We start from the raw sequence: 23,502 nt of genomic DNA on the forward strand, positions 1-23,502 counted from the left end.
GTTATTTATAGGGTGTTTTTTGACTAATGGTTGAGCAGACTACCTGACCTTAGGGTACAACACAATCACCTGGGACTTAATATTTCCTCTTTAGAATGTTTTGAGCTTACACTTGTACGCTATGTGTGTGATTTTTGTTTAAAAACAGGTAGGGAAAATAAAGCGTGATCTAGGTCAAATAACAGTCACTGGTACAAGTCTATACTCTATGGTAACAACTTAATTTTCTTCACTAGTAGCTTGCTACTTTCTATTAGCAGCAATGCAAAGGTTTAATCCATTTGACTTAATTTAATGACATGAAGGAGGCCACTATGGCTGAGTTTATAACCGAGCAGATCAGAAATCTGGCGGTGCTCGGACACACAGGATCGGGTAAATCCTCTCTACTGGAGGCATTACTCTTCCGCGCTAAGGCAATAACCCAAAAAGGCAGGGTGGATAAGGGCACAAATCATGCTGATTTCACTGCCCAAGAAAAATCCCATCGCCACAGTTTAGAACCCTCCTTCTTAAATCTAGATTTCGACAACCATCATATCAACCTCATCGACACCCCCGGCATGCCAGACTTCTTTGGCCGAGCACTATTACCCCTACCCGGCGTTGAGTCAGTCCTGTTGGTGATTAATGCATCTACCGGCATTGAGACGCTGACCCAAAGGGCATTCGAAGCGGCTCGTACCATGGGTAAGGTGGTTTTGATTGCGGTTAACCATATTGATGGCAATGAAGAGAGGTTACCGGGCTTGCTCGAAGATATTCAGCGGCGATTCGGACCTCGTTGTCTGCCGGTCAATTTACCGACAGCATCATTAGATGATGTGGTTGATTGTTATCTTCATTGTGAAGGTGGCGCCGGTGATTCCTTGTTCCATTCTGCGATGTCGGCAAAAGATGATCTTATCGATACGGTACTCGAGGAGGACGAGGAGTTGATGGAGGTCTATCTCGAGCAGGGAGAGTCTCTATCCCCTGAGCAGTTGCATGCGCCACTGGAAGCCGCGTTGCGCATGGGACATCTGGTGCCAGTGTGTTTCACCAGTGCAGAGCAAGAGGTCGGTATTGGATCACTGCTGGAGATCATCACTAAGTTGATGCCAAGTCCGTTAGAGGCTAACCCGCCTCAGTTTGTGAAAGGTATTGGGAGCGAGCTTACACCTGTAGATGTGACTCAAAATGCCAGTGACCATGTACTCGCCCATGTATTTAGGATCTCCATCGATCCCTTCTTCGGTCGAATGGGCGTGTTCCGCCTCTATCAGGGTACGGTCACCGTTGGTATGAAGCTGTTTATTGGTGAGGGACGTAAACCGTTCAAAGTGACTCATATATTTAAGTTACAAGGTGATAAGCAGATTGGGGTACCACAAGCCGTTCCCGGTGATATCTGTGCGGTGGCAAAAGTGGATGAACTTGAAGTCGGCGCCGTGTTGCATGACAGTCATGATGAAGATCAATTTCATCTCCCTGAGCTCAACCTTCCTCAACCTATCTTCGGTTTAGCCGTGATGCCCAAGCGCCGAGGCGATGAACAGAAGATTGCCGAAGTCTTGCATAAGTTGGTTGCCGAAGATCCAAGCTTAAGTCTGGCGAAGAACGATGCGGAAGGCCAAATGATACTTCAGGGGCAGGGGGACCTGCATCTTCAGATCGCTATAGAAAAAGCCCATGACGTGTTTAATGTCGATATGGATACAGATAAACCCGCTGTCGCTTATCGTGAGACGATTACCGACAGTGCTACAGCACGATACCGCCACAAGAAACAATCGGGTGGCTCTGGTCAGTTTGGTGAAGTCGAGCTGACGGTAGAGCCTTTGGAAAGGGGCGCCGGTTTTGAATTTGTCTCTAAGGTCGTGGGGGGCTCGGTTCCCGGGCAGTATATTCCCGCCGTTGAAAAAGGGATAAAAGAGGCCATGATTTCAGGCGCCTTAGCAGGGTTCCCTATGCAGGATATCAAAGTCTGCTTACTCGATGGTAAGCATCATAGTGTCGACTCGAAAGAGATAGCCTTTGTGATGGCGGGTAAGAAGGCGTTTCTCGATGCGGTTGCCCAGGCAACGCCGGTGATATTAGAGCCGGTCGTCGAGATGGAAGTGGTTGTCGCGCAGGAACACGTGGGCGATATCACAGGCGATATCAGTTCCTGTCGAGGCATGGTGTGTGGTACCCAGGCTCAGGGGAATAGTAAAGTCGTTGTTAGCGTAGAGGCGCCGCTTGCGACCGTCGATGACTATTCGACCCGACTTAAATCTATGACCGGAGGGGATGGTCAGTTCAGCATGACCTTTGCAAGATACGATATTACCCCGGAAAATGTGCAGAAATCCTTAATCAAATCGATAAGAGAGGTCGCTTAGCGTTGAGTTCATTTATTAGCTTTGGTGATTAGGATAAACCGCAGAGGTTAATCTTCTGAGCTTGTGTTGAAGCTGGTTTTTAAGCTAGTGTTTTAGTAAGTCTTTATATTAGGGCCGCATAAAAGTGTGGCCCTATTTTTTACAACTCAGCCTAGCTTATCAACTTTGTATTAATTTTTATGGGGTAAACATGTTTAGAGTCCTTGCATTACTTTTTATCAGTTTTAACTGTGCTTCTGCCGATGATGTTTTCAATATTGATAGAGTTGTAAGTGAGAACATTGAGATTGAATTCACGAATGACTACGAAATCCAGCCAGATATAAGCGATTTTGATGTCGTCAATTACGTGGTTATGAGTAACGAAAATGGTGTTCGAAAGGCTGTAGTCACGCTTAAAAATGTCTCTTCTGGCAGTCGGATTTTTCAAAGTGAACAGATGTTGGCATTATTTGCCGACGGCGAAAGACGTGCGCCGGAAGCCTATAAACAAAAATTTAAACGTGAAGAGACCATTTCGATGACGCTCTCCTTCGGCCAGCGCTTATTTCCTATTCTACAAATCTATACTCGACAGTAAAACCAGTCGGTGTTGTTCCATCGTCAGGCTAACGAAGATAGGTGAGCCTGACGATGATGTTGTTCCCCCTGAAACATTAATTAAATCCTGGAGGAGGATTAGACTGAAAGAATGAATACCAATAGTCATCAAATTAGCCGTAAAATCAGTCACAAAAATTTGTCTTCAACAAAACTTCATCCCGATCAATAAATAATCATTTATTCTCTTATCCCATAGCTATAGCTGTTTAGATTTTCACCTGATGCGCTATAGTACTAATGCAGTATGAACTTTATTGATTTTTTTAATTAAAACTGACTATTGGGATAATCAAGATGGATACTTGGCGGAGTAAAAAGGGGCTGTTTTCTTTGGTCGTGGCGGTGCTTCTCACTACGCTTATCTCTGGTGTGGCATTAGCCGAAACTGCATCGGGTATCGTAGACAAGTCAGATGAACAGATGCGCGGCGATTCGAGCTATTCGGTGGCGACCATGAAGATCATTCGCCCCGACTGGACCCGCACCATGAGCATGAAAAGCTGGACCAAAGGTCAGGATCTGTCATTGGTCCTGGTTACCGCTCCGGCGAAAGACAAAGGTAGTGCATCTTTAAAGCGTCAAAAAGAGATGTGGAGCTGGATCCCGAGCATCGAACGAGTAATTAAAATCGCGCCTTCTATGTTGAGTCAATCCTGGATGGGATCAGATTTTACCAATGACGACCTCATCAATCAGTCCTCTATTGTGGTGGATTATGAGCATAAATTAATCAAAGAGGAGCTGTTCGATAACGATAATACCTGGGTTATCGACGCCATCGCCAAGCCCGACGCGCCTGTGGTTTGGAGTAAGGTGAGATTGTGGATATCGAAACAGACCTACCTGCAGCGTAAAGTTGAATTTATCGATGAGTTTGATGAGCTGGTTAATACCATGGAAACCTATGATGTTAAGGAGCTGGGCGGTCGCAATATTGCGACCCGTATGACGATGGTTCCAGCTGACAAACCCGATCAAAGAACCGAGTTAATCACCCATGAAGCTCAGTTTAACTTCGATATTGGCGATGACTTTTTCTCGCAGCAGCAGATGAAGGCGTTAAGGGATTAGTCTAATGCGGTCCTAGTGCCTAGGTTCTAGGAACTCGTTCCTTTTAAAGGACATCTTATGTTAATCAAACTGGCTTGGCGAAATCTGTGGCGGCAGAAGCGGCGTACTATTTTAACGGCTATGGCGTTGGCGTTGGCACTGCTTCTTTCTCTGTTTATGCGCAGTATGCAGGAGGGGAGTTATGCCAATAACATCGAGAACAGCGCTAAGTTTTCAACCGGATTGATTCAGCTACAGCATGTTGAGTTTGAGGAGAGTCAGAGTATTGAAGATCTCCTTCCTGCAACCGATGAGTTTATTGCCGCCGCCCGAAAACTGGATGATGTGGAGCGAATACTACCCAGACTGGAGTCATATGCTTTAGCGGCTGCCGGTGATAAGTCAAAAGGGGCCATGGTGCTGGGCGTTATGCCAGCCCTCGAAGATGAATACTCAAGTATCTCCGATAAAGTAGTCGAGGGTGAGTTTATCAAGGCCGATGATAAGTCGGTGCTAATCGGTCAGGGATTGGCCGATTATCTCTCTTTGACTGTGGATGATGAGCTGGTGCTGTATGGACAGGGCTATCGGGGCCAGACCGCCGCGGGGCTTTACAAGATTAAGGGAATAGTACATTTCCCCCTACCTCAGCTGGATAACCTGCTTATCTATATGCCGCTGCCACTGTCGCAAACACTGTTTAGTACGGGTGATCAGGTTTCTGCATGGGTTATCGATACCCGGGACCTTACCCGGCTCGAACAGACGATGGCCGATCTGAAGCGTGAATATTCAGCCACTTTGCTAAAGAACACCTCGCAGCACTCTTTACTGGATAGAAATGGGAAGAGTCAGGTAAATGTACGTGACTGGGAAGATCTCGCTCCCGAGATGGCGCAGCAGATCGCCATGGATAAGGCGGGAGGCATTTTTATGATGTATCTGCTTTATGGTGTGGTGGGGTTTGGACTCTTTGCCACTATTTTAATGATGACACTTGAGCGCTATCGGGAGTTCGGCGTGATGATGGCCACCGGGTTAGTAAGGACCAAGTTGCTTGGTCTGGTGATACTTGAATCGAGTTTTATCTCGCTACTTGGGGTCACGATAGGGCTGGCGCTCGGGACCCCTCTGGTGGTGTGGTTTCATTATCACCCGATTCAGTTAACCGGCGAAACAGCCCAGATGATGTTGGAGTTGGGCTGGGAACCGATCCTTCCTATGCTGTTATCACCTTGGCTGTTTATCGATCAGATCCTTATTGTGCTTGGCTTAATGTTGCTGTGCTTACCTTATCCCCTGTGGCGGATCTATCGGCTCGATCTGGTTACCGCGTTAAAGGGAGGTGGCCATGTTAATTAAACTGGCTTGGCGTAACCTATGGCGCAATAAATTACGTACCTCGATTATGTTGTCTGCGATGGCTTTTGGCTTAATTGGTGTCGTCACCATGATAGGTTTTATGAACGGCATGTATGGCAATATGATCGATAATGCCATCTCCTGGCAGACCAGCCATGTGCAGGTTCATCATCAAGGTTTTGTCGATAACCCGGAAATTAATCTGACCATTGTTGAGCCTGAGCGGATCACGGCCGATCTGGCTAAGATGAGCGAAGTCATCGCCTGGTCTGAGCGATTTATTGTTGATGGCATGGTGGCCTCGGCGCGCTCATCCCGTGGTGTGCGAATTAATGGTGTCGATATCGATGCCGAAGCCAGGGTCACGCCGATAGCTACCAGCGTTAAAGCGGGTAGTTGGTTACCCAGTGAAGGGCGGCACCCGGTTGTGGTGTCATCAAAAACGGCACAACGCCTGCGGTTAAAGTTAGGCTCTAAGGTCGTGATCACCTTCAGTGATGCAGACAAAGATGTCACAGGTGCAGCCTTTAGAGTTTCAGGTATTTTTAGCACTCCTTCCACTAGTTTTGACGATGGCAATATCTATGTGAGGCGGTCCGATCTGATGGCGATGGCAGGTATTGAAGGCAGTCATGAGATAGCTGTGTTACTCGATGACAGCAACAGCATGTCAAATGCCTTAGCCATCATGGTGAGGGACAAAATCCGGTTAATCACCTCTAATGAGAACAGTGTAAGAGACTGGCAGCAGATACAACCTATGTTGGCGTCAATTATCGCTCAGATGGGACCGAGCAATGCCATCTTACTGGGCATATTTGTGTCAGCTATGGGGTTTGGTGTGGTCAACATCATGTTGATGTCTGTGTTTGAGAGAACCCGAGAGTTTGGTGTGTTGATGGCCGTGGGTATGCAGAAGCATAAGGTGTTTGCACTGATTATATTTGAGACCAGTTTGCTTGGTGTAACAGGGGCAACCCTGGGATTGGTGTCGAGTTTAGCTTTAGTCGAATTGCTGCAAATTACCGGTATTCCTCTGGGTAATATGGCGGAAGGGTTGGGCGCGTTTGGTGTCGATACGACACTGTATCCGCAGGTCGCCGCTAGCGAGTATCGTTACATCTTTATCACTGTAGTGCTGGTCTGTGTGTTGGCGGCCCTGTATCCGGCGAGACAGATTTTGAAACAACGCCCGGTCGATGCCATGGCAGAGAAGCATTGATAACACAGACAGAAATTAATTGATCATTGCGGTAGCGGTTTAGAAGAAGGGAGAGAACGGGTATGAGTATTCAAACGACTCAGCTTCGTAAAACTTATAATCAGGATACGGATTTTCCTGTTCATGCGGTTAAGCAGCTCGACTTGAATATTGAACAGGGAGAGTTTGTGGCTGTGATGGGGCCGTCAGGCTCAGGTAAAACCACGCTGCTTAATATGATTGGTGGCATAGATATCCCCAGTGCCGGGACTGTGGTCATTGACGGTATCGATATTTGCTCACTTAAAGATCAAGCGCTTATTGCCTTTCGGCGTGACAATATCGGCTTTATCTTTCAGGACTACAGCCTGTTGCCGGTATTAACAGCCCTTGAAAATGTCGAGTTTGTGATGCAACTGCAGGGACATAGTGAGAAGGAGTGCAGAGAGCGGGCTATCGCCTTGTTGAATCAGGTCGGTCTTGGCGATCAATTACATAAAATACCATCTAAACTGTCAGGCGGGCAACAACAGAGAGTGGCCGTCGCCCGAGCGTTGGCGCCTAGCCCGAGATTTGTGATGGCCGATGAGCCAACGGCTAATCTGGATGCTAAAAGCACGGCGGAACTGCTCGATATAATGCAGCAACTCAACGAGAAGGAGGGGACAACCTTTATCTTCTCTACTCATGATCCCAGGGTGATAAAGCGCGCCAGAAGGGTGATCGTATTTGAAGATGGTCAGTTAACCGAGGATAGAGTGCAATGAAGCCTGGTTGGGTTTGTTGTTTATCTCTCATAGTGGCATTCGCCGCTACACAGAGCCGAGCCGCTCCCATTCCCGGCCTCGAGCCCGCCTCGAACTGGGATCTCGATGGTTATGTGAAATATATGGGCACTGGTACCTTTCCTGATACCGGCTCGGATCTCAGCGATCACCTGTTACATCAAAGATTCAACTTTGAATATCGATTCGACAGTTCGTTAAGAATCAATATCGGCATGAGAAATAGAGTCTTCTACGGGGATACTTCGAAAACACCGGGTTATGGAGATTTAATCGAGTTTGACCCGGGGTATTGGGAGATGTCATCGACTTGGATGGATAAAGATGGCTGGGTCGGCAATAGCCAGTTTGATCGTGCATCTGTTAATTGGGCACCAGGGGATGACTGGCAGGTGAGAGTGGGTCGGTTTCGTATCAATTGGGCCATGGCAAGCTTGTGGAACCCCAATGATATTTTTAATGCCTACTCGATATACGATTTCGATTATGAGGAACGAGCCGGCGCAGATGCGGTGCTGATTAGCCGAAAACTGGGTTTTGCCAGTTCTCTGAATCTTGTGTATAACCCCAATCAGGATAGCGACCTCAATAGCTATGCGGCGCGATACCTGTTTAATTCTGATGGTTGGGATATGCAGGTCTTACTGGGTAAATCAGGCTTCGATCGCATCTTAGGCGCGGGCTTTGCGGGTGATATATCCGGTGCGGGCTTTCGCGGGGAGTTTACCTATTTCGATCCTATCTATGATTATTGGCCAAGATTGGCTGAAGTTGAAAGCGGCATAAATAGGGAAGTATATAATGTCTCCGACAGGGGGGCGCTTTACACGCCTATGTCAATACCCCCTTCTCTGTCAGCTCCTTTGCCTGATGAGTTGGAAGCGACCAGTGTTTCGACACTCGAGGCCGATTACAGTTTTACTGGCAGGCGTAATTGGTTGATCAGAGGCTCTGTTCTGCATATATCAAATCCGACAGAGTCAGATAGCGCCTTGCTTTACCTTAATCTGCCGCTGACGGCCAGAACCTTGAGCTTTACCGATTGGACCTATTATTTCGATCTTGGTTTCGATATCTCTTCCCTTAGCCGCGTAACCTTGACGACCAGCTATTATCAAGATGGCTCCTATTTTGTCGGAGCAAATGGCAGTTATTCCCTGGCCGATGACTGGCAGCTATTGATGGTACTGCAACGCTTCGATGGCAGTAGCGATAGCTTGTTTGGGAAAACGGCGGCAACACTTGGCTTTATACAGCTTAAATGGAGTTTTTAGCGGCAAGTTTTCTTCGGAAGGGGAACTGGCTTGGTGAGAGGAGAGAATATAAACGTCTTTGATTGAGCCGACCCCCGACTCATTTCAAAGACGCTAAACTATCTGCTAAAAAGGTGTGAATTTAGCTGGGATCACTCTTTGTCGTTCAAGTGTTTGACGATGGTTTCAGCCGCATCACTTTCGCTGGCTTTCTCTTGAGTGCACTCGATATTGGCGGTTGGAGTAATGCCGGTAGCTTCTTCTGCGATATGTAACCAGTCCGGGTGCCAATAGAAGCTGGCTCCGCCAATAGTGCTCCAGTTACGTACTCCGCCTTTTTCACCTTGATAAATCAAATCTTGTATTTTATATGACATTGTTTAACCCCGATAAATATTTGTTATTAGAGTGTGTCACTCTGCTCTTAATGGGAACGATTGTTTGGGAACTGGGTCACAAATAGGGCTTTTAACTGGATTAATTTGAATTTATGGAGGAAAGTACCAACTTAATCTGCTACCGATGCTTTGTAGTCGGGAGCGTGGCCAGGAGACTGGCCATTTCCCAGAGAATTAGTCTGGATATTAGTCGTGTGGGCGGCTTAAGCGACGAATAATCTCTTCATGCTGTGGATATTCGGCCAATAAACTTTCCTGACTAAAGAGCTCGAAGTCATCGAAGGTAAATCCGGGAGAGACCATGCAGCCTACCAGTGAGAAGCCGGGTCGATTCATTGCTGAGCCGAAGATACAGCCCTTAGGCACCAGAAACTGTGGTCGTTCTCCTGCAGCAAGATCCAGCCCCAGCTGCGCCGTCGTTAATTCTCCATCCTCGGAGATCATATAGATGGTTAATGATTCCCCCGCATGGAAGTACCACATTTCGTCGGCAGTTAAGCGATGAAAGTGCGAAACTTCTCCGGTTCGAAGCAGGAAATAGATACTGCTCCATAACGACCTGGTTTCGTCGAAACGGCTCTGAGAAGTAAAAGAGGAGTGATAGTAGCCCCCTTCGACATGTTGTTCCAATGCTAATGTCTGGATGAACTCATCTGCTGTTTGCATACTTGCGGCTCTCGATATAAATGGTTTTAATGAGTGTATGTCAGAGCTCTATCAAACTCAGCATCGACAGCAGAAAAGTTAGAGCTGTCATCAAGTTTCATTTGAGGACGGGGATGTCCAGTTCTAAATATGCGGTAAGTTAGCTGGCTAGCGTCAACTAACCAACTAACCAACTAACCAACTAACGCTTGATGTTAACCGACGAACCATGACTCGACGAGTTCACGGGTAGGGACACTGCCTTTGTGTATCAACTGCTCATCTATGATCACCGCGGGTGTCGACATCACCCCGTACGCCATGATTTGTGATAGATCCTCAACCTTCTCAAGATTGATTTCTACACCGTTTGCCTCGGCTATCTCTTTAATAATCTGAGCAGTTGTTTTGCAGTTGGTACAACCTGAACCTAAAACTTTGATATTTTTCAAAATACTATCCTAATAAGTGTGGAGAGAAAGCATTGAACACCCAACCAACGAGAGTAAAGGCAGTCAATAAAACAACAAATAGAGTGGCTAACAGACGCCATTGCATGACCTGTTTTAGCAAGATGAATTCGGGCAAGCTAGCAGCGACTGTACTCATACAAAATGCCAGCGTGGTACCTATGGGCAAACCATTGATGATAAGGCTTTCCATTACCGGTATAACCCCTGTGGCGTTAGAGTATAACGGGATCCCGAGTAGTACGGCAGCAGGTACTGACCACCACTGTCCCTGACCTAAATGAGTCTCTATCCAGCCTGCGGGAACAAAGCCATGAAGCGCCGCGCCAAGTCCCACGCCGATAAAGACCCACTTCCATACCCGTCTGAAAATTTGAATCGTCTCCTGTTTCGCAAACTCATGTCGCTCTTTCAGCGTCAGTTTTTGAGTTTGGACCTGATGAGCTTCGGTATTTTGAGTTTGTTGGCTTTGACCACGTTTTAAGGCGTCGGCGGCAAAAGATTGTAACCAACGCTCAGCCTTGATCGTATCGAGAAACAGCCCACCTAACATGCCCACAGACATGCCTACAACAATGTAAAGCAGGGTGAATTTCCACCCCAGCAGGCTCATTAAGAGTAATACCGCGACTTCATTGATTAAGGGGGATGTGATTAGAAATGCCATCGTGATCCCAAGTGGGATCCCCGCAGAGGTGAAGCCTAAAAAAACAGGAATACTCGAGCAGGAGCAGAAAGGCGTTACCACACCGAACATTGAGCCAAGCATATAGCCGACAAAGCGATTTTTACCTGCCAGGTAATCGCGAACCCGCTCGACATCTAACGAAGCCCGAATGACCCCGATGACATAGATCATCACTATCAATAGCACAAATATCTTGCTGGTATCTTCTACAAAGAAATGTGCCGCATCGCCTATCTTAGTCTCGGGTTGCAACCCGAGCAGATCGAATACCAGCCAGTTGGCAAATTCGGTAAAAGTTTGGAACATCGATGACCCCATTACATCTGTTAGTTACATTTAACTCAGACTAATGATTAGATTGAAATTCATTAAGCCAGAATTTGATTTACCTATAAGACGAAACTAAGTCGCAAAGGATGCATAAAAAATAAAATAATTTTATTTTCTTGGTGTGTAGCAGCAAACGTTTTGATTTTCATCCAGTTTGACTTGGCAGGAGTGGCTAAGTTGTTGCTTAAGTTTTAAACGAGCCCTAAGCAGACGTGACTTTGTTGCCGAAAGGGTGAGTCCGTGGCGGGTGGCGAATTCCCGTTGGCTCATACCATTAATGTCACACTCTTTGAGTAATTTACTGTCTTGGGGGGCGAGTTCATTTAATACCCTAGGTAAACAGTGAGCTAATTTGTCGATGACATCTTTATCGGTAACAGGAGACTGAGGCTCCTCGAACTCCACACCTTCAACCACAGGTAACACTTGCTGTTTCCTGGCATGGTCAATCACCAGATTCCCAGCGACTCTAAATAACCATGCCTTGGTATTTCGAATATCGCAGAATGCCTGTTCTTGGTCCATGGCGCGAATAAAGACATCATGTAATATGTCTTGAGCCAATGAGTCGTCACGGGTTTGGCTTTTTAACCAGAGTGACAACGGGCTCTGGTGTTCAAGCCAAGCTTCCATCAAGCAGGGCATGGTGTTGTTTTCATTAGGGGGCAAACTCGGTTCACTCATTAGGCTTACAATCGCGCCAACTTTAATCTGATCATAGGTAAAAAAGTAACATACAAGCCAGATGATGCATAACCCTGTCTTTGAAAAGTGAGAAGAGAGTGCAACCGAGGGAAATATGGAAGGCCCAGCAGCTCTCCTCTCCTTTCCCCCCTAACCCTTATTTCAGAGCCCGAGGCTATTTGTTTAGTGGGCACTGCCGTTACGGGCCATGCATACAGGGAAGTGACTAGTTGGCTTAGCTAATGCTATCGCCAATGGCTATGCTGAAACACCTCTCTTCGTGGCCGACTGCCAGATTGACGACATCGGCGTCCAACTTACCGTTATTGGTAAAGGTTTCTAAAATTTTACGTACCTCATCTAATTTCATCCCTTCTCTGTATGGCCTGTCTTGAACCAGGGCCTGAAAAATATCGGCCACGGCAATGATCCTGGCCTCAATGCTCAATTCTTTCTTGTTGGGATGGAAGGGATAGCCGGCACCGTTGAGTCCCTCATGGTGGAAGGCTGCCCAGTGAGCTATTTCATCGAGTCCATCTATATGACGAAGAATTTCAAAGGTTTCGTAACTGTGCTGCTTCATGATTGAGCGTTCAATCTCATTGAGTGGCCCGGGTTTTTCTAAAATGCTATCCGGTGTGTGCAGCTTGCCGAGATCATGGAGTAAGCCTGCAACTTCAACTTTTTCGCACTGTTCAGCGGATAAACCATAGATTGACGCAAGGTAACGGGCAAGCTGAGCAACCCTTATCGAGTGCTGTGCGGTGAAAGAGCTCTTCTGATCGACGATATAAGCCAAGATTAATGATAGTTGTTTGAGCTGAGCGATGCTTAATGACTGGCTGGTTTTCAACTGTCCCATGCTCCATGTATAACGGGTGATGTGACGGTTTTCTAATGCGATCCAAAAGGCTTCAGATGCTTCTAGCTGTGTGAAAGCATCGATCAGGTTAGGAGCAAAATAGGTACCGGAATAATTAACGATGGCTTTTACTATCTCTTTTCTGGCAAGCAATATATCGGATTCATAATGTTTGGCTGCCATGATATCGATGCGATCGGAAAGAAAGATGAGGTTGGCCATGCGTGTCTCTTGTTGAGTAAGATCTATTTGTCTTAGCTGCTCCCAAGGTGTGTGATGATACAGAATCGGCGTGGCAAATTTTGACAGCGGCTCAAAATCTTTTAATAAACGATACCCAATTTTGCAGTGGATATCGGCGTCACTCCAGTCAAAATAGTTGACCAAATTTGTATGCATCTGCTCGGTGGAAACGCCGCAATCGTGGAGTAACCCCAGTTCAAACGCATACTGGATCTCACCGTCACTGAAACCGACTTGATGCCCGATTTGGCTGGCGATATAGCCCACACGTTTTCCATGATTTGTATCGTTCATTCCGACTTGAGAAACGGCGGTCTCAATCGCAATAATCATCTGACGAAGATCTATCTGTAACTGTGAAAGTGAACTCATTACATCACCTTGATTTTATAGCACTTATACCAACGTGTATTACTACAAAATTCCATGTGAATTGTTTTCTTATTGAAACGAAAACTACTCCAAAATGTATATTATTGAGTTTAGTTCAATTTTCTATTCTTGTGGCTTTCTTTACTCCGGTTAGATTAAGCACTCAGCTTGAAGTGAGAGCAGGCTTTTTGCAGTGACGAACTCGACTCCATCAATTGATGACATTGATTTACCGTCTCTATCGCCGTTTGAGAGGTCGAGTGAATAACATTGTCAATATCATGTAATCCTTGATTGAGCTCGATTGCCGCAGCAGTATGCTCTTCGGTGCCTTGGGCGACGAGCGACATCTGTTCAGCGGTCTCATTCATCTGATTGACGATCCTATTGAATGTCGCTGCACTCTTGAGTGAGTCGTGCTCGCCTGTGCTAATTTTACTTATGATCTCCTTGATTAATATTGAACTACGCTCCGCCGCCTCACTCGAACGTAGCGCCAGATTACGTACCTCCTCGGCGACCACCGAAAATCCACGCCCGTGCTCGCCGGCTCTCGCGGCTTCTATCGCGGCATTTAGAGAGATAAGGTTGGTCTGTGACGCTATCTGAGTAATGTCAGCCATGATCTGCTCAATTCTGGATCCGGAGTGAGCGATCTCTTGCATGGATTGAGTTAATTTTTCCATGGACTCCAACCCAAGCTTTGCTTCGCCTAAGGCCTGTTGAGAATGTGAATGCAGACTCGAGACTGAATCAGAGTTTAAGGTGATCTGACTTTCGATCTGATTCATTGCCGCACTTGTTGATTCGATTGATTTTGCTTGAATGCTGGTTCCGTCGGCGACCAGATTCCCGTGCTGAGCCAACTGCACCGAACTGTTATCTATTACACCGGCTTTAGTAATCACGTTAGCAATAATTTGGTTAAGGTCACTTTGCATTTTTTTCAATGAATGACCTAGTTTATCGACACTACTGCAGGGCACTATGTTTCCGGTTAGATTGCCGTTAGCGATATCACCTGCATGAGAGATATGATTTTTTTGCACCTTGATCAGCCGTTGCAGAGCATTGGCGATTTGACCTAACTCATCCTCTCTATTGAGTAGCTTTACCCAAGGTGTCTTAGAAATTGATTGGAGTTCAATATCTCCCTTTGCAAGATCATCGATAGCCGATACTAAAAGGTGGATCATTGTGGAAATATGATTGATTAATACTATTAACACGCTTAAAACGACGATTGCAGTCAATATGGTTATGGCTAAGCTTGAGTATACCATTCGATTTTCGGCTATGAGGATTGGTGACTGCTTACTACCCGATATGACAATCCAGCCTGTATTTTCTTCTCTCTGTATCCAACCCGTGTAGGGCTCACCACCCTCCTGCCAGTCGATGAGTCCGGTCTGTTTACATAGGGAGGAGTATTGTTGGCTTCTATCACGCACTAGTTCTGAATTCGGGTGGGCCAGAGGGGTGCAGTCACTGTTTAAAATAAAGCTTAAGTTATCCTTATCTTGCGCCGTGATATTGATGTAGCGATTGTAAAATTCGCCCAGAGGTAAGCTGATAAATAGCACGTCCTCAAACCTGGTCCTTGCCGATATAGTCAGTAAGGGCTTACCGTCAATACGGCTCAGTCTGGGCGGGGCAACATAGAGGTCGGCACCCTGTTTAATTTCATTGAAGTAATTCATTTTATGATAGTCAGAGCCGATACGCTCAGGATTACTGGCCGATATCGCAACTCCGTTGGTGTCGAGCAGTGCGGCGTTTCTAAGGTGGAAGTTCGTTGCAAATTGGGTTAAATTTTCCGAGAGCTCTATTGCATCATTGGGGCTTTTTTTTAGTCTACTTACTTCGGGAGCATTTTGAGCCAGGGAGGTCGCGAGTTGAGTGTTTAGAAAATACCAATTACTCAGGTTTTTAACGAGCAATGCATGGGACGATTTCACTTTTACTTCGTTGAGTTGGTGGATCTGTTGACTCGACTCCTGAGTCGAGAAGAGTGTCACGCCCAGTAAACCGACTAAGATCACCGGGAGAACACAACGAATAAATTGCCCTTTTATCTGCATCACACACCTCAAGTTGATTTTTATGTAATGGCTTTTATTTTTACATGTTACAAGTGTTGATTGTATGATCTAGTCGAGATTAGTTGTTTTTTCTTGCTGTGAATTCGGTTTGAGTTCACAGTTTTATACTTGTCTGAAAGATTATAAGGCGACTTAACGAAAGCAAGATGAACTGTTAATATCGACTCACTTTTAGCAAGCCACTTTTAGCCACCCACTTTGGAGTTCGTTTGGCACCTAAATTATTACAACCTTGTTCATTGCCGACAGTTAAGCTCTACTTTTGTCCTCTGGATCTCTCCTCGATGAACTTTGCGCAAGCTCAAATGATTAAATCTTGGCTGAGTGAAGATGAGTCGGTAAAGGTATCGCGTTATATTCAGCTCACTGCACGGGATAAAGGGTTAATGGTGCGCGGATATCTGCGTGGTATCTTGTCTATCTGCTCAGGGTATAAACATGATGAGCCCAAAGCTGACAAGGGCATAGCCCCCGGCGATTGGCGCTTTCAATATGGAGAGAAGGGCAAACCAAGCCTAGTTCCTGAGCAGAGGGAGATGACGGGGCTGGAATTTAATATCAGCCACAGCGGTGATTGGTTAGTCATCGCCGTGATCAAACAGTCATGGTATGAGTCAGGCTCTTTAGGGGCTAGGTCGATGGCGGAGAATGTCGAGCTTGGTGTCGATATCGAGCGTTATCGGACAAGCACCAATATCTATCCGATATTGAATCATTACTTTACTCAAGATGAGTCTGAGTCGTTATTGGCGTTGGATGAACATGAACAACGTGAGCGATTCTTCGATCTCTGGGCGCTGAAAGAGTCTTATATTAAGGCTAAAGGCTTAGGTTTAGCCCTGTCGCTTAAATCATTTAGTTTTGGGTTTAGCCAAGTAACAGACCATGAGTTAGCCCTATATGAAGATAACACGCTTATCGAAACATTAAGTTTGATGAGTAATCTAAATCTCAACTTCCATAAAGAGGTGTCTCTTACAGAGTCCAGGCAAGATACTGTCAGCAAGTCAGCGAGTGATGAGTGGTCACTGTTTTTAGGACGGTTAAACTCAGAGTATCGTTTCGCCGTCAGTATCGGCTCTGCGGGGGATTTTGGTTTAGAGGCGAATAAAATGGATCTGAGTCGTTTGCTGACTCGATATCAATAAACCATTACTTCGAATAAATTAAGAATAAAAAAGAGCAGGGAGTTTAGCTATTACCAAAGGGTAATCGCTATCAGTCCTGCTCAAAAGGGAGCGAGAAGAGCGTCTTTTGTTTAATGTATGTCCTAATTAAACAGTATCTCTGCTTTTATATTCAAAAACAGAGCCGACCCTCTAATGCACTTTTTGCCTGGTACTGTGAACTACTTACAACTACCTAGCTGTAAGTAGTTTTACCTAGTGCTTTTGCTTAGTACTACCTATTTAGTACTTTCTATTAGTACTTTCTATTAGTACTTAGCTTGAAGCGTTAGCCATAGCTTATCTGTATCGTTTGAGAAGCCATAACCGGCATCGGCGCCGCTAAAGCTGGCATACTTAACACCAACACTGTAGTGCTTAGCGAATGGGTATGTTGCGGCAACGCCCCACTCTTTACCCATGTCGATGTCGCCGTAGTCAGATTCGAACTTGTGGTATTTGGCCAGTAACTTAAGACCTGCAAGTTTTGCAGTTAAGATAACATGCGTATCTACAATACCATTTTCCCAGTTACCCTTGCCGCCGAATAGGAACTTATCGGTCCAACCGTTGAAGGCATGTAGGGTTGCCAGCGGAGTGATAAAGCCGGCTGCGCCGTCATCAGATCCCAGTACTTCGTAGCCAACTTTAGCGCCGAATGCATCGAAACCAATTCCTGCGCCTAACTTGTAGTAGTTTGCAGTATATTTAGTTGGGTTATCCCCGCCTTCAGACTGCTGGGCATATTCAGCTTCATAGCTAAGCTTAATCGCGTCCAGCTTCAGCTTTCCTGTTGCACGAACACCATAGGTATCGGTAGAGAAAGCAGCAACGTTGCTGTTATCAATCAGGTATGCGTAACCTGTGATATTGGCAATATCACCCGCTTTATAGTTCAGGTTGAGTAGGCTAGTTTCGTTTGTGTGCGACTCTTTACCTGAACCTTCAGGGAAGATGCGGTTTACATTATTCACATATGAGTAGTAAGCCGTTAAATTTTCAATCGCAGTATTTTTTACCGAGAATGCATCGTAAGTTTGTTCATTCTGACGGAAGCCTACACCACCAACGAAACGTTGGTTGTCCAGCAGGATACGCTGACGACCATATTTCAATAGTGTTTCTGCAGGCGCCTTATAACCAATGAAGGCTTGGTTAATTTGTGTGTACTCATAATCGGCAATGAGTGGCTCATTGTCGGTTGAGCGAACATCGTCAACTTCTGCTAGCGCGAAGAAATTGTAGATATCGCCCGTCTTGTAATTTAAACGAGTACGGATTGTTGTTTGGTCTTGTTTATCAACAGTATCGACATCGGCTTGTTCGAAACGTAAACGGAATTGAACTTTAACAGCAGAGTCATCAATAAATGCTTTCTTTAGTGGGTCAACAGTGTCAGCTGCGACAGCGGAAGAAGCTAAACCAGCTATGATTGCTAGGGTAAGTGCACGAACTTTCATTTTACAGTCCTTTTGTTTCATTATTGTTTCGTCATCATCTCATGAGTGTTATACGCCTTGTTGCACCATGGTTTTCTTGATCTGAAACAAGTCTGGAGATTTTTTCAGAACTATAGTGGTTAATTGTGATTAAGATCAATAGCTTGTACTTACAAAGTGGTACTACTAAAGGGGTATTTTATTAGCTTGTGCTAAAGTAGTTTCCGGTTAGTTGTTTGGTTTTTGTTGATGCCACTGCCGGCAGCGTAACAAATATCTCTTTTTGCTGACAGGGATCTTTTTTAGAGGTTTTATGAATTGGTTACGCGAATAGAGCATCTGCTTTGAATGGTTCAATATGTATAGAAAGATATAATAAAGCCCCTGAACATCCTTGTTATCTGTCAGGGGCTTTTGGGGATAGGTGACACTTAATTAAAGAGGCTTCAGTTAGTGAGCTTTCAGAGGCACAATTTCGAATTCGCTGTCAAATTCGACTAAGGTTGACGCAATTTTGTTAAAGGCTTCTTTGTCACCTGCCATCTTCGCCTTACCTTGGTCTAACAGCGCTTTTATCTTCTCTTTTCCCAATAAGATGCGAGTGATATCGGCTTGGTTGACGGTTAGTGTAGCATCCGCTTTCTTAGCCTGACTCACCTCGATGTTGCTCAGATTGCCGTTACTCATCTCGATATAGAGTATTTTATTATTGTCCGGAGTGACTATGTTCATGGTTATTAGTCCAAGTTCGGCAGCTTTCAGGCTATCGACTTTTACGGCTAAGAAGTCAAACAGGGTTGGCAGATCCATTTCGCTGATGACATCGGCTGAAGCCGTTTTTGGAGTGCCTGGTTGAATACCGACTCTTAGCTCTTGAGCGCCAGTCAGATAGATATTTCTCCAACCCGCTCCCTCGGCTTGATACCCTAACTGCTCATAGGTATCGGCAAGGAGTTGACGCGCACTTTGGTTACCGGGATCGGCCATCACAACCTTGTTGAGTGCAGTGGCGACGAAACGGTACTCCCCTTGAGCAAAATCGGCCTGGGCTTTAGTCATAACGGTCTCTGCACCACCCATATATTCGACAAATTTCACCGCTTCCGGATGAGTCGGGAGGGGATTTAGGTTAGCCGGGTTCATATCAAAGTATCCCAGGTACATGTTGTACACCGCTTTCGCGTTGTGGCTGTATGTGCCGTGGTAGCCATTGGTATGCCATGCCTTGAAGATTGACTCAGGGATAACCTCTTGGATCGCATCACCTATGTCTTGAATCGTTACCCCCTGATTGGCCAGACGAAGCGTTTGATTATGAACGAAACCATAGTTATCACGTTGTAGCCTGAGGAAATCATTGATCTCTTTATTTCCCCATATCGGAGCCGAGTGAGAGGCAAACAGGGTCTGAACTTCACCGCCGAAGGCATTGATCATCTCATTGATATCTTTCGACCATTTCTGGGAGTCACGGACTTTAGCACCGCGTAGGGTATAGACGTTGTGCATGCCCTGATAAGTGAGCTCTGCTGTCCATAGCGCCTTCATCGAAGGGATATAGGTGATCATCTCTGATGCCCCTTCGGTGCCAGAGGCATCCATAAAGATCATCTCCAGGCCATCTATGGTCAATGTTTCCCATTTTCCGTCGCCATTGAGGGTGTAATCGGGTTTAACATAAGTGATCTCACCTTTTGATATGCCCTTCCCGAGCGCCGCATCGACGATGCCGTGGTTATGCTTACCCAGTGTAGCACCATATTGATAGGCGGCTCGACGGCTCATGGCGTTGCCGGCTAGCACGTTTTCATCGACGATCTCTTTAGTGATGTTGTCTGATCCATACACTTTGACATCGGGATAGAGCTCCTGCACGCCACGAGCGCCGCCGAAGTGATCGGCATGGCTGTGAGAATAGATCATCGCCACAACGGGGAGTTCGCCGTCTTTGGGAAGATTTTTCATGGCAAACTCAAGAGATAGCTTTGCCGCTTCCTTTGTTAGCAATACATCGTAGGCTATCCAGCCGTTCTCACTGCGGATCAAGGTCAAATTCGAGAGATCGGTACCACGCACCTGATAGATGCCGTCACGGACCTTATATAGGCCATTTGCCACCATGTTGAGTTGTGCCTGACGATGTAAAGATGGGTTGATCGAATCCGGAGCTTTATCGGTGAGATATTCGAACTCAGATCGCATGATGGCTGCTGTTTTCTCGTCAAGCTCGGCTATCAGGTTTTTGGAAGATTGATCAAACGCTGCTTTATCGGCGAAGTTCAGCGTCTTAGCCATCGCCTTATTGGCACTGGCTGTGTGCTGGGTTGCATCTTTACCTTCATAGCTTACGCTGATGTGATCATGTTCATGTTGAGCTGCGATAGTGTTGAAAGAAAAGCAGGTCATGATCGATATGGCAATAAGTGATTTTTTCATAATATGTATCCTTATCAAGGTAAGTTGATGTCAGCGGCCTATCAAGGCTACTGCAATATTTCTAACTGATGGAGCAAGTTTAACCAGCTTGAATTGATAAATAATTAGGGCTAACTTGAAAGGTAGTATTTATAATATAAATATTACAGGGGGGCGTCATACTTAATGACCAAGAATGTGGAGTTTGCATTGTCACAACAAAAACAGTTTGATCTCAACCTTTTACGTGTGTTTGCTACGGTATGTAGAACCGCATCTTTCAGCCGTGCAGCCGAAGAACTCGATCTCACTCAATCTTCGGTGAGTAATGCGATTGCTCGTCTAAAGCGTACCGTTGGTGAGGAGTTGTTTATTCGTGTTGGCAGAGGGATAAAGCCTACTGCTGCGGCAGTAAGCCTTTATCAGCAGTTTGAAAATCCACTCTCGAGTATCGAGCAGACGCTTTTAGGGCTAGATAAGTTTGACCCCCTGTCTAGTCAACGAACCTTTCATGTCTATGCCAATGAAACCATGATTGGTTTATTGCATCGAACGGTAGAACAGCGGCTGAATTCAACGGGTATTAAACTTATATTTCGAGAGACGCCGGTTCAGGAGCAACAGTTACAGTTAGATCTGCAACTTGAGAGGGTAGATTTAGCGATAGATATGATTAAACCCGATTTGGCCTCTTTTACTAGCCAAGAGGTTATGACTGATAAGCTTGTTTGTGTTGTCAGAAAAGATCATCCGAGGATCTCGGGCTCGATTAGCCGTGAGCAATACTTTGCAGAGAAACATATCATTCTCAATATGAAGCGGGGGAATTTGAGTGTAGTGGATTTTCTTACCGATGAGGTGTTGCCTGCAAGGGCGGTGTATTCAGAGCAAGCTTCGATACTTGCCATGCTGGCGACAGCGTCAAAGAGTGATGCAATCACTCTAGCTTCTTACTCTTATGCTAAGGAGTATGCTGAGCTATTTGGCTTACAAGTGCTGTCATTACCAATGAATGTAAACCCTATTAAATATCATATGGTGTGGAGCAGTAAGCTAAGCCGAAGCCCTGCCAATATTTGGTTAAGAAGTACACTGTTGAGCTTGATAGAGTCGAGGGAAACAATATCTCATTGAAAAGTGGAGCTATGTTAGGGTAAATCTAGTCATCCTGGCTATAAAGATATACTTAAACCAAGTACTCGGAGGGGGATGTAAATGGCGCAACACAAGCAATTCGATGTGAATCTTTTAAGAGTCTTCTTAGCGGTATGCCGTACAGGCTCGTATACCTTAGCCGCGGATGAGTTAGATTTGACCCAACCCTCTGTGAGTAATGCCATCACGCGCTTTAACGCCGTTATTGGAGAGGATCTATTTGTTCGTTCAGGTCGTAATATTAAGCCCACGGCTATGGCTAATTATCTCTATGAGCAACTTAATGACTCATTTACTAATATTGAGCAAACTATTTCAGGTTTAGAGGAGTTTGATCCTAAAACTTCAGAGCGCCAGTTTGTTATTTTTGCAGGGGATGTGGTTACGCATTTTTTACAGCCAGCGCTAGATAAAATGATCAAAGAGCTTCCTATAGAGATCGTTTTTCGAGAACCACCAGATCATGATGCAGACATCATGGATAAACTCTATATGGAGCAAGCAGATCTAGCCCTTGATATGCAACTTCCCATAGATTTCAGATTCGAAAAAAAACTGATCATGAGCGAAAAACCTATGTGTGTTTTGAGAAAAAATCATCCTCGTATTGGAGATGAAATCTCTTGGGATGAGTATTTTAATGAAAGACATGTTGTGATAAAAATGAGGCGCTTCAATCTAGCTGCTGTTGATCTATTGACCGATGAAGTGTTGCCCCAACGAAAGGTGCATAGCACTAAGTCTTCTTTATTAACCGCTTTTGATTCGCTCTCATCAAGTGACAGTATTTGCATCAGTCCCAAGCGATATGCAGAGGAGTATCTTGAGATGTTTAACTTAAGATTAATTAAACCACCCTTTAAAATACGCAATATAGATATCGAAATGGTTTGGAAATCAAAACACAACAAAAATCCAGCCCATATTTGGCTTAGAGGACAGATTGGCAAACTTGTCGAGCTCAAGTTTAATGAGCATGGCTAATGACCTTAGTTTAGCTTTAACTAGGCTTATCCCCTAAATGGTTTTGTTCGAGATCTGTGCGGGGCTTTTGAACAAGCCGCTAATTCATAGGCCATGTGAATGTGTTAACACTATCTGGCGATAATTATCTTATGTGAACTCATCGTTAATATGAACATATTGAATATCACTTTGAATTGTTCGGAGTGAGAGTATTCATTTTTGGTTTGAGCATATTGCTTGCCATTTTTTATATTTTTGAGAGAACACATTATGAACCCTACAAAGACCACACTTGCTAGCGCGATACTTTCTGTTTTTTTTCTGTCGGCTTGTAGCTCTACATCTACGGTAAAAGACAACACAGATCCAGATTTTTCAAATCCAGGTCTAGAGCTACCCATTGAGATCCCTGCAACGCCACATAATCCTATCGAAACCAGCCCTGATAATGACTTACCTGAAACAGATCCAGGCTTTAATCTACCTGATTTTGGTGATACTCCAGATTGGGGGGCGGATAAAGAGCGTCCCGATGTGGGTGATAAGCCTGCCGATAACTCTCCAGAGTTTGATGACGATGGTGGCTGGACAAATGACAGTAAGCCGAAACCTGATGTAAACCCTTATGAGCTCGTTATTAACGAAGAGGATGGTCAGGCTTATATCTATCGTAAAGAAGACGGTATGACCATGGCTATCATTGAGCCCAATGGTGACGGCACTTACACGGTACGAGATGGTGCGATGTCAGGGGATAATACCTATGTTATCTTCCAACAAGATGGTCAGCTCCGCATTGATTGGGACAAGTCAGTGATTGATGCTGGCTGGGGCATTGAAAAACCGGCTAAAAGTGAGCGTCTAACTCAAGACCAGCGAGAGAATATTAAATCGACAATGCACAACTTCAAATTAAAGAGTCAGCTTAAAAAGCGTTAGTCATTATATTT

The 23,502-nt window shown here is 45.4% G+C and carries 20 protein-coding genes; 11 read left to right on the forward strand and 9 right to left on the reverse strand.

The window, feature by feature from the left end:
* The first annotated feature begins 314 nt into the window (after window positions 1–314).
* The 7 genes from fusA to EKG38_RS09910 all read left to right on the forward strand — a co-directional run bounded on the left by fusA (window position 315) and on the right by EKG38_RS09910 (window position 8,638).
* The gene (fusA, locus tag EKG38_RS09880) at window positions 315–2,363 is read left to right on the forward strand and encodes an elongation factor G (RefSeq protein WP_126520084.1); all 2,049 of its coding nucleotides are present in this window, start codon (window positions 315–317) and stop codon (window positions 2,361–2,363) included.
* 190 nt (window positions 2,364–2,553) lie between these two features.
* Complete coding sequence (locus tag EKG38_RS09885; RefSeq protein ID WP_126520085.1) at window positions 2,554–2,943, forward strand: hypothetical protein; 390 nt, start codon at window positions 2,554–2,556, stop codon at window positions 2,941–2,943.
* A gap of 317 nt (window positions 2,944–3,260) precedes the next feature.
* Window positions 3,261–4,037: an outer membrane lipoprotein-sorting protein gene (locus EKG38_RS09890; RefSeq protein ID WP_221767752.1), complete on the forward strand. Its 777-nt coding sequence runs from the start codon at window positions 3,261–3,263 to the stop codon at window positions 4,035–4,037.
* 57 nt (window positions 4,038–4,094) lie between these two features.
* A complete protein-coding gene (locus EKG38_RS09895) occupies window positions 4,095–5,378 on the forward strand; it encodes an ABC transporter permease (protein WP_126520086.1) in 1,284 nt (427 codons plus the stop codon).
* Window positions 5,368–6,600, forward strand: coding sequence for an ABC transporter permease (locus tag EKG38_RS09900; RefSeq protein WP_126520087.1), 1,233 nt, complete (start codon window positions 5,368–5,370; stop codon window positions 6,598–6,600). Before EKG38_RS09895 ends, EKG38_RS09900 begins: the two co-directional genes overlap by 11 nt.
* Window positions 6,601–6,662: 62 nt before the next feature.
* Window positions 6,663–7,346, forward strand: coding sequence for an ABC transporter ATP-binding protein (locus tag EKG38_RS09905; RefSeq protein WP_126520088.1), 684 nt, complete (start codon window positions 6,663–6,665; stop codon window positions 7,344–7,346).
* Window positions 7,343–8,638: a hypothetical protein gene (locus tag EKG38_RS09910; protein WP_126520089.1), complete on the forward strand. Its 1,296-nt coding sequence runs from the start codon at window positions 7,343–7,345 to the stop codon at window positions 8,636–8,638. Before EKG38_RS09905 ends, EKG38_RS09910 begins: the two co-directional genes overlap by 4 nt.
* 131 nt (window positions 8,639–8,769) lie before the next feature.
* Here EKG38_RS09910 and EKG38_RS09915 read toward each other — a convergent pair whose 3' ends face one another.
* The 7 genes from EKG38_RS09915 to EKG38_RS09945 form a co-directional block, all read right to left on the reverse strand.
* Window positions 8,770–8,994, reverse strand: a complete 225-nt coding sequence (locus EKG38_RS09915) for a hypothetical protein (protein ID WP_126520090.1) — start codon at window positions 8,992–8,994, stop codon at window positions 8,770–8,772.
* A 207-nt stretch (window positions 8,995–9,201) separates the two neighbouring features.
* A complete protein-coding gene (locus EKG38_RS09920; protein ID WP_126520091.1) occupies window positions 9,202–9,681 on the reverse strand; it encodes a cupin domain-containing protein in 480 nt (159 codons plus the stop codon).
* A gap of 194 nt (window positions 9,682–9,875) precedes the next feature.
* Entirely contained in the window at window positions 9,876–10,112 is a 237-nt protein-coding gene (locus tag EKG38_RS09925) for a thioredoxin family protein (protein WP_126520092.1), read from the reverse strand.
* A 4-nt stretch (window positions 10,113–10,116) separates the two neighbouring features.
* The gene (locus tag EKG38_RS09930) at window positions 10,117–11,124 is read right to left on the reverse strand and encodes a permease (protein ID WP_126520093.1); all 1,008 of its coding nucleotides are present in this window, start codon (window positions 11,122–11,124) and stop codon (window positions 10,117–10,119) included.
* Window positions 11,125–11,256: 132 nt separating this feature from the next.
* Window positions 11,257–11,832, reverse strand: coding sequence for a sigma-70 family RNA polymerase sigma factor (locus EKG38_RS09935; RefSeq protein WP_126520094.1), 576 nt, complete (start codon window positions 11,830–11,832; stop codon window positions 11,257–11,259).
* A 235-nt stretch (window positions 11,833–12,067) separates the two neighbouring features.
* Window positions 12,068–13,309 (reverse strand): HD-GYP domain-containing protein, encoded by a 1,242-nt coding sequence (locus EKG38_RS09940; RefSeq protein ID WP_126520095.1) that lies wholly within the window; start codon window positions 13,307–13,309, stop codon window positions 12,068–12,070.
* Window positions 13,310–13,464: 155 nt separating this feature from the next.
* Window positions 13,465–15,390: a methyl-accepting chemotaxis protein gene (locus tag EKG38_RS09945; protein ID WP_126520096.1), complete on the reverse strand. Its 1,926-nt coding sequence runs from the start codon at window positions 15,388–15,390 to the stop codon at window positions 13,465–13,467.
* Window positions 15,391–15,620: 230 nt separating this feature from the next.
* Between EKG38_RS09945 and EKG38_RS09950 the strand changes: the two genes are divergently transcribed.
* Window positions 15,621–16,559, forward strand: a complete 939-nt coding sequence (locus EKG38_RS09950; RefSeq protein WP_126520097.1) for a 4'-phosphopantetheinyl transferase family protein — start codon at window positions 15,621–15,623, stop codon at window positions 16,557–16,559.
* Window positions 16,560–16,846: 287 nt separating this feature from the next.
* Here the strand turns inward: EKG38_RS09950 and EKG38_RS09955 are convergent, their stop codons facing one another.
* Together EKG38_RS09955 and EKG38_RS09960 are read right to left on the reverse strand one after the other, a co-directional pair.
* Window positions 16,847–18,037 carry an alginate export family protein gene (locus tag EKG38_RS09955; RefSeq protein WP_126520098.1) on the reverse strand — a complete coding sequence of 397 codons (1,191 nt, stop codon included), beginning with the start codon at window positions 18,035–18,037 and terminating at the stop codon, window positions 16,847–16,849.
* A gap of 429 nt (window positions 18,038–18,466) precedes the next feature.
* Window positions 18,467–20,452 carry an alkyl/aryl-sulfatase gene (locus EKG38_RS09960; protein WP_126520099.1) on the reverse strand — a complete coding sequence of 662 codons (1,986 nt, stop codon included), beginning with the start codon at window positions 20,450–20,452 and terminating at the stop codon, window positions 18,467–18,469.
* 189 nt (window positions 20,453–20,641) lie between these two features.
* Between EKG38_RS09960 and EKG38_RS09965 the strand changes: the two genes are divergently transcribed.
* The 3 genes from EKG38_RS09965 (at window position 20,642) to EKG38_RS09975 (ending at window position 23,491) form a co-directional block, all read left to right on the forward strand.
* Window positions 20,642–21,565, forward strand: coding sequence for a LysR family transcriptional regulator (locus EKG38_RS09965; protein WP_126520244.1), 924 nt, complete (start codon window positions 20,642–20,644; stop codon window positions 21,563–21,565).
* Between the two features lie 81 nt (window positions 21,566–21,646).
* Window positions 21,647–22,570 carry a LysR family transcriptional regulator gene (locus EKG38_RS09970; RefSeq protein ID WP_126520100.1) on the forward strand — a complete coding sequence of 308 codons (924 nt, stop codon included), beginning with the start codon at window positions 21,647–21,649 and terminating at the stop codon, window positions 22,568–22,570.
* 252 nt (window positions 22,571–22,822) lie between these two features.
* Window positions 22,823–23,491 (forward strand): hypothetical protein, encoded by a 669-nt coding sequence (locus tag EKG38_RS09975; RefSeq protein ID WP_126520101.1) that lies wholly within the window; start codon window positions 22,823–22,825, stop codon window positions 23,489–23,491.
* The last annotated feature ends 11 nt before the right edge of the window (window positions 23,492–23,502 follow it).

This window comes from Shewanella canadensis (assembly GCF_003966225.1).
Taxonomy (GTDB): Bacteria; Pseudomonadota; Gammaproteobacteria; order Enterobacterales; family Shewanellaceae; genus Shewanella; species Shewanella canadensis.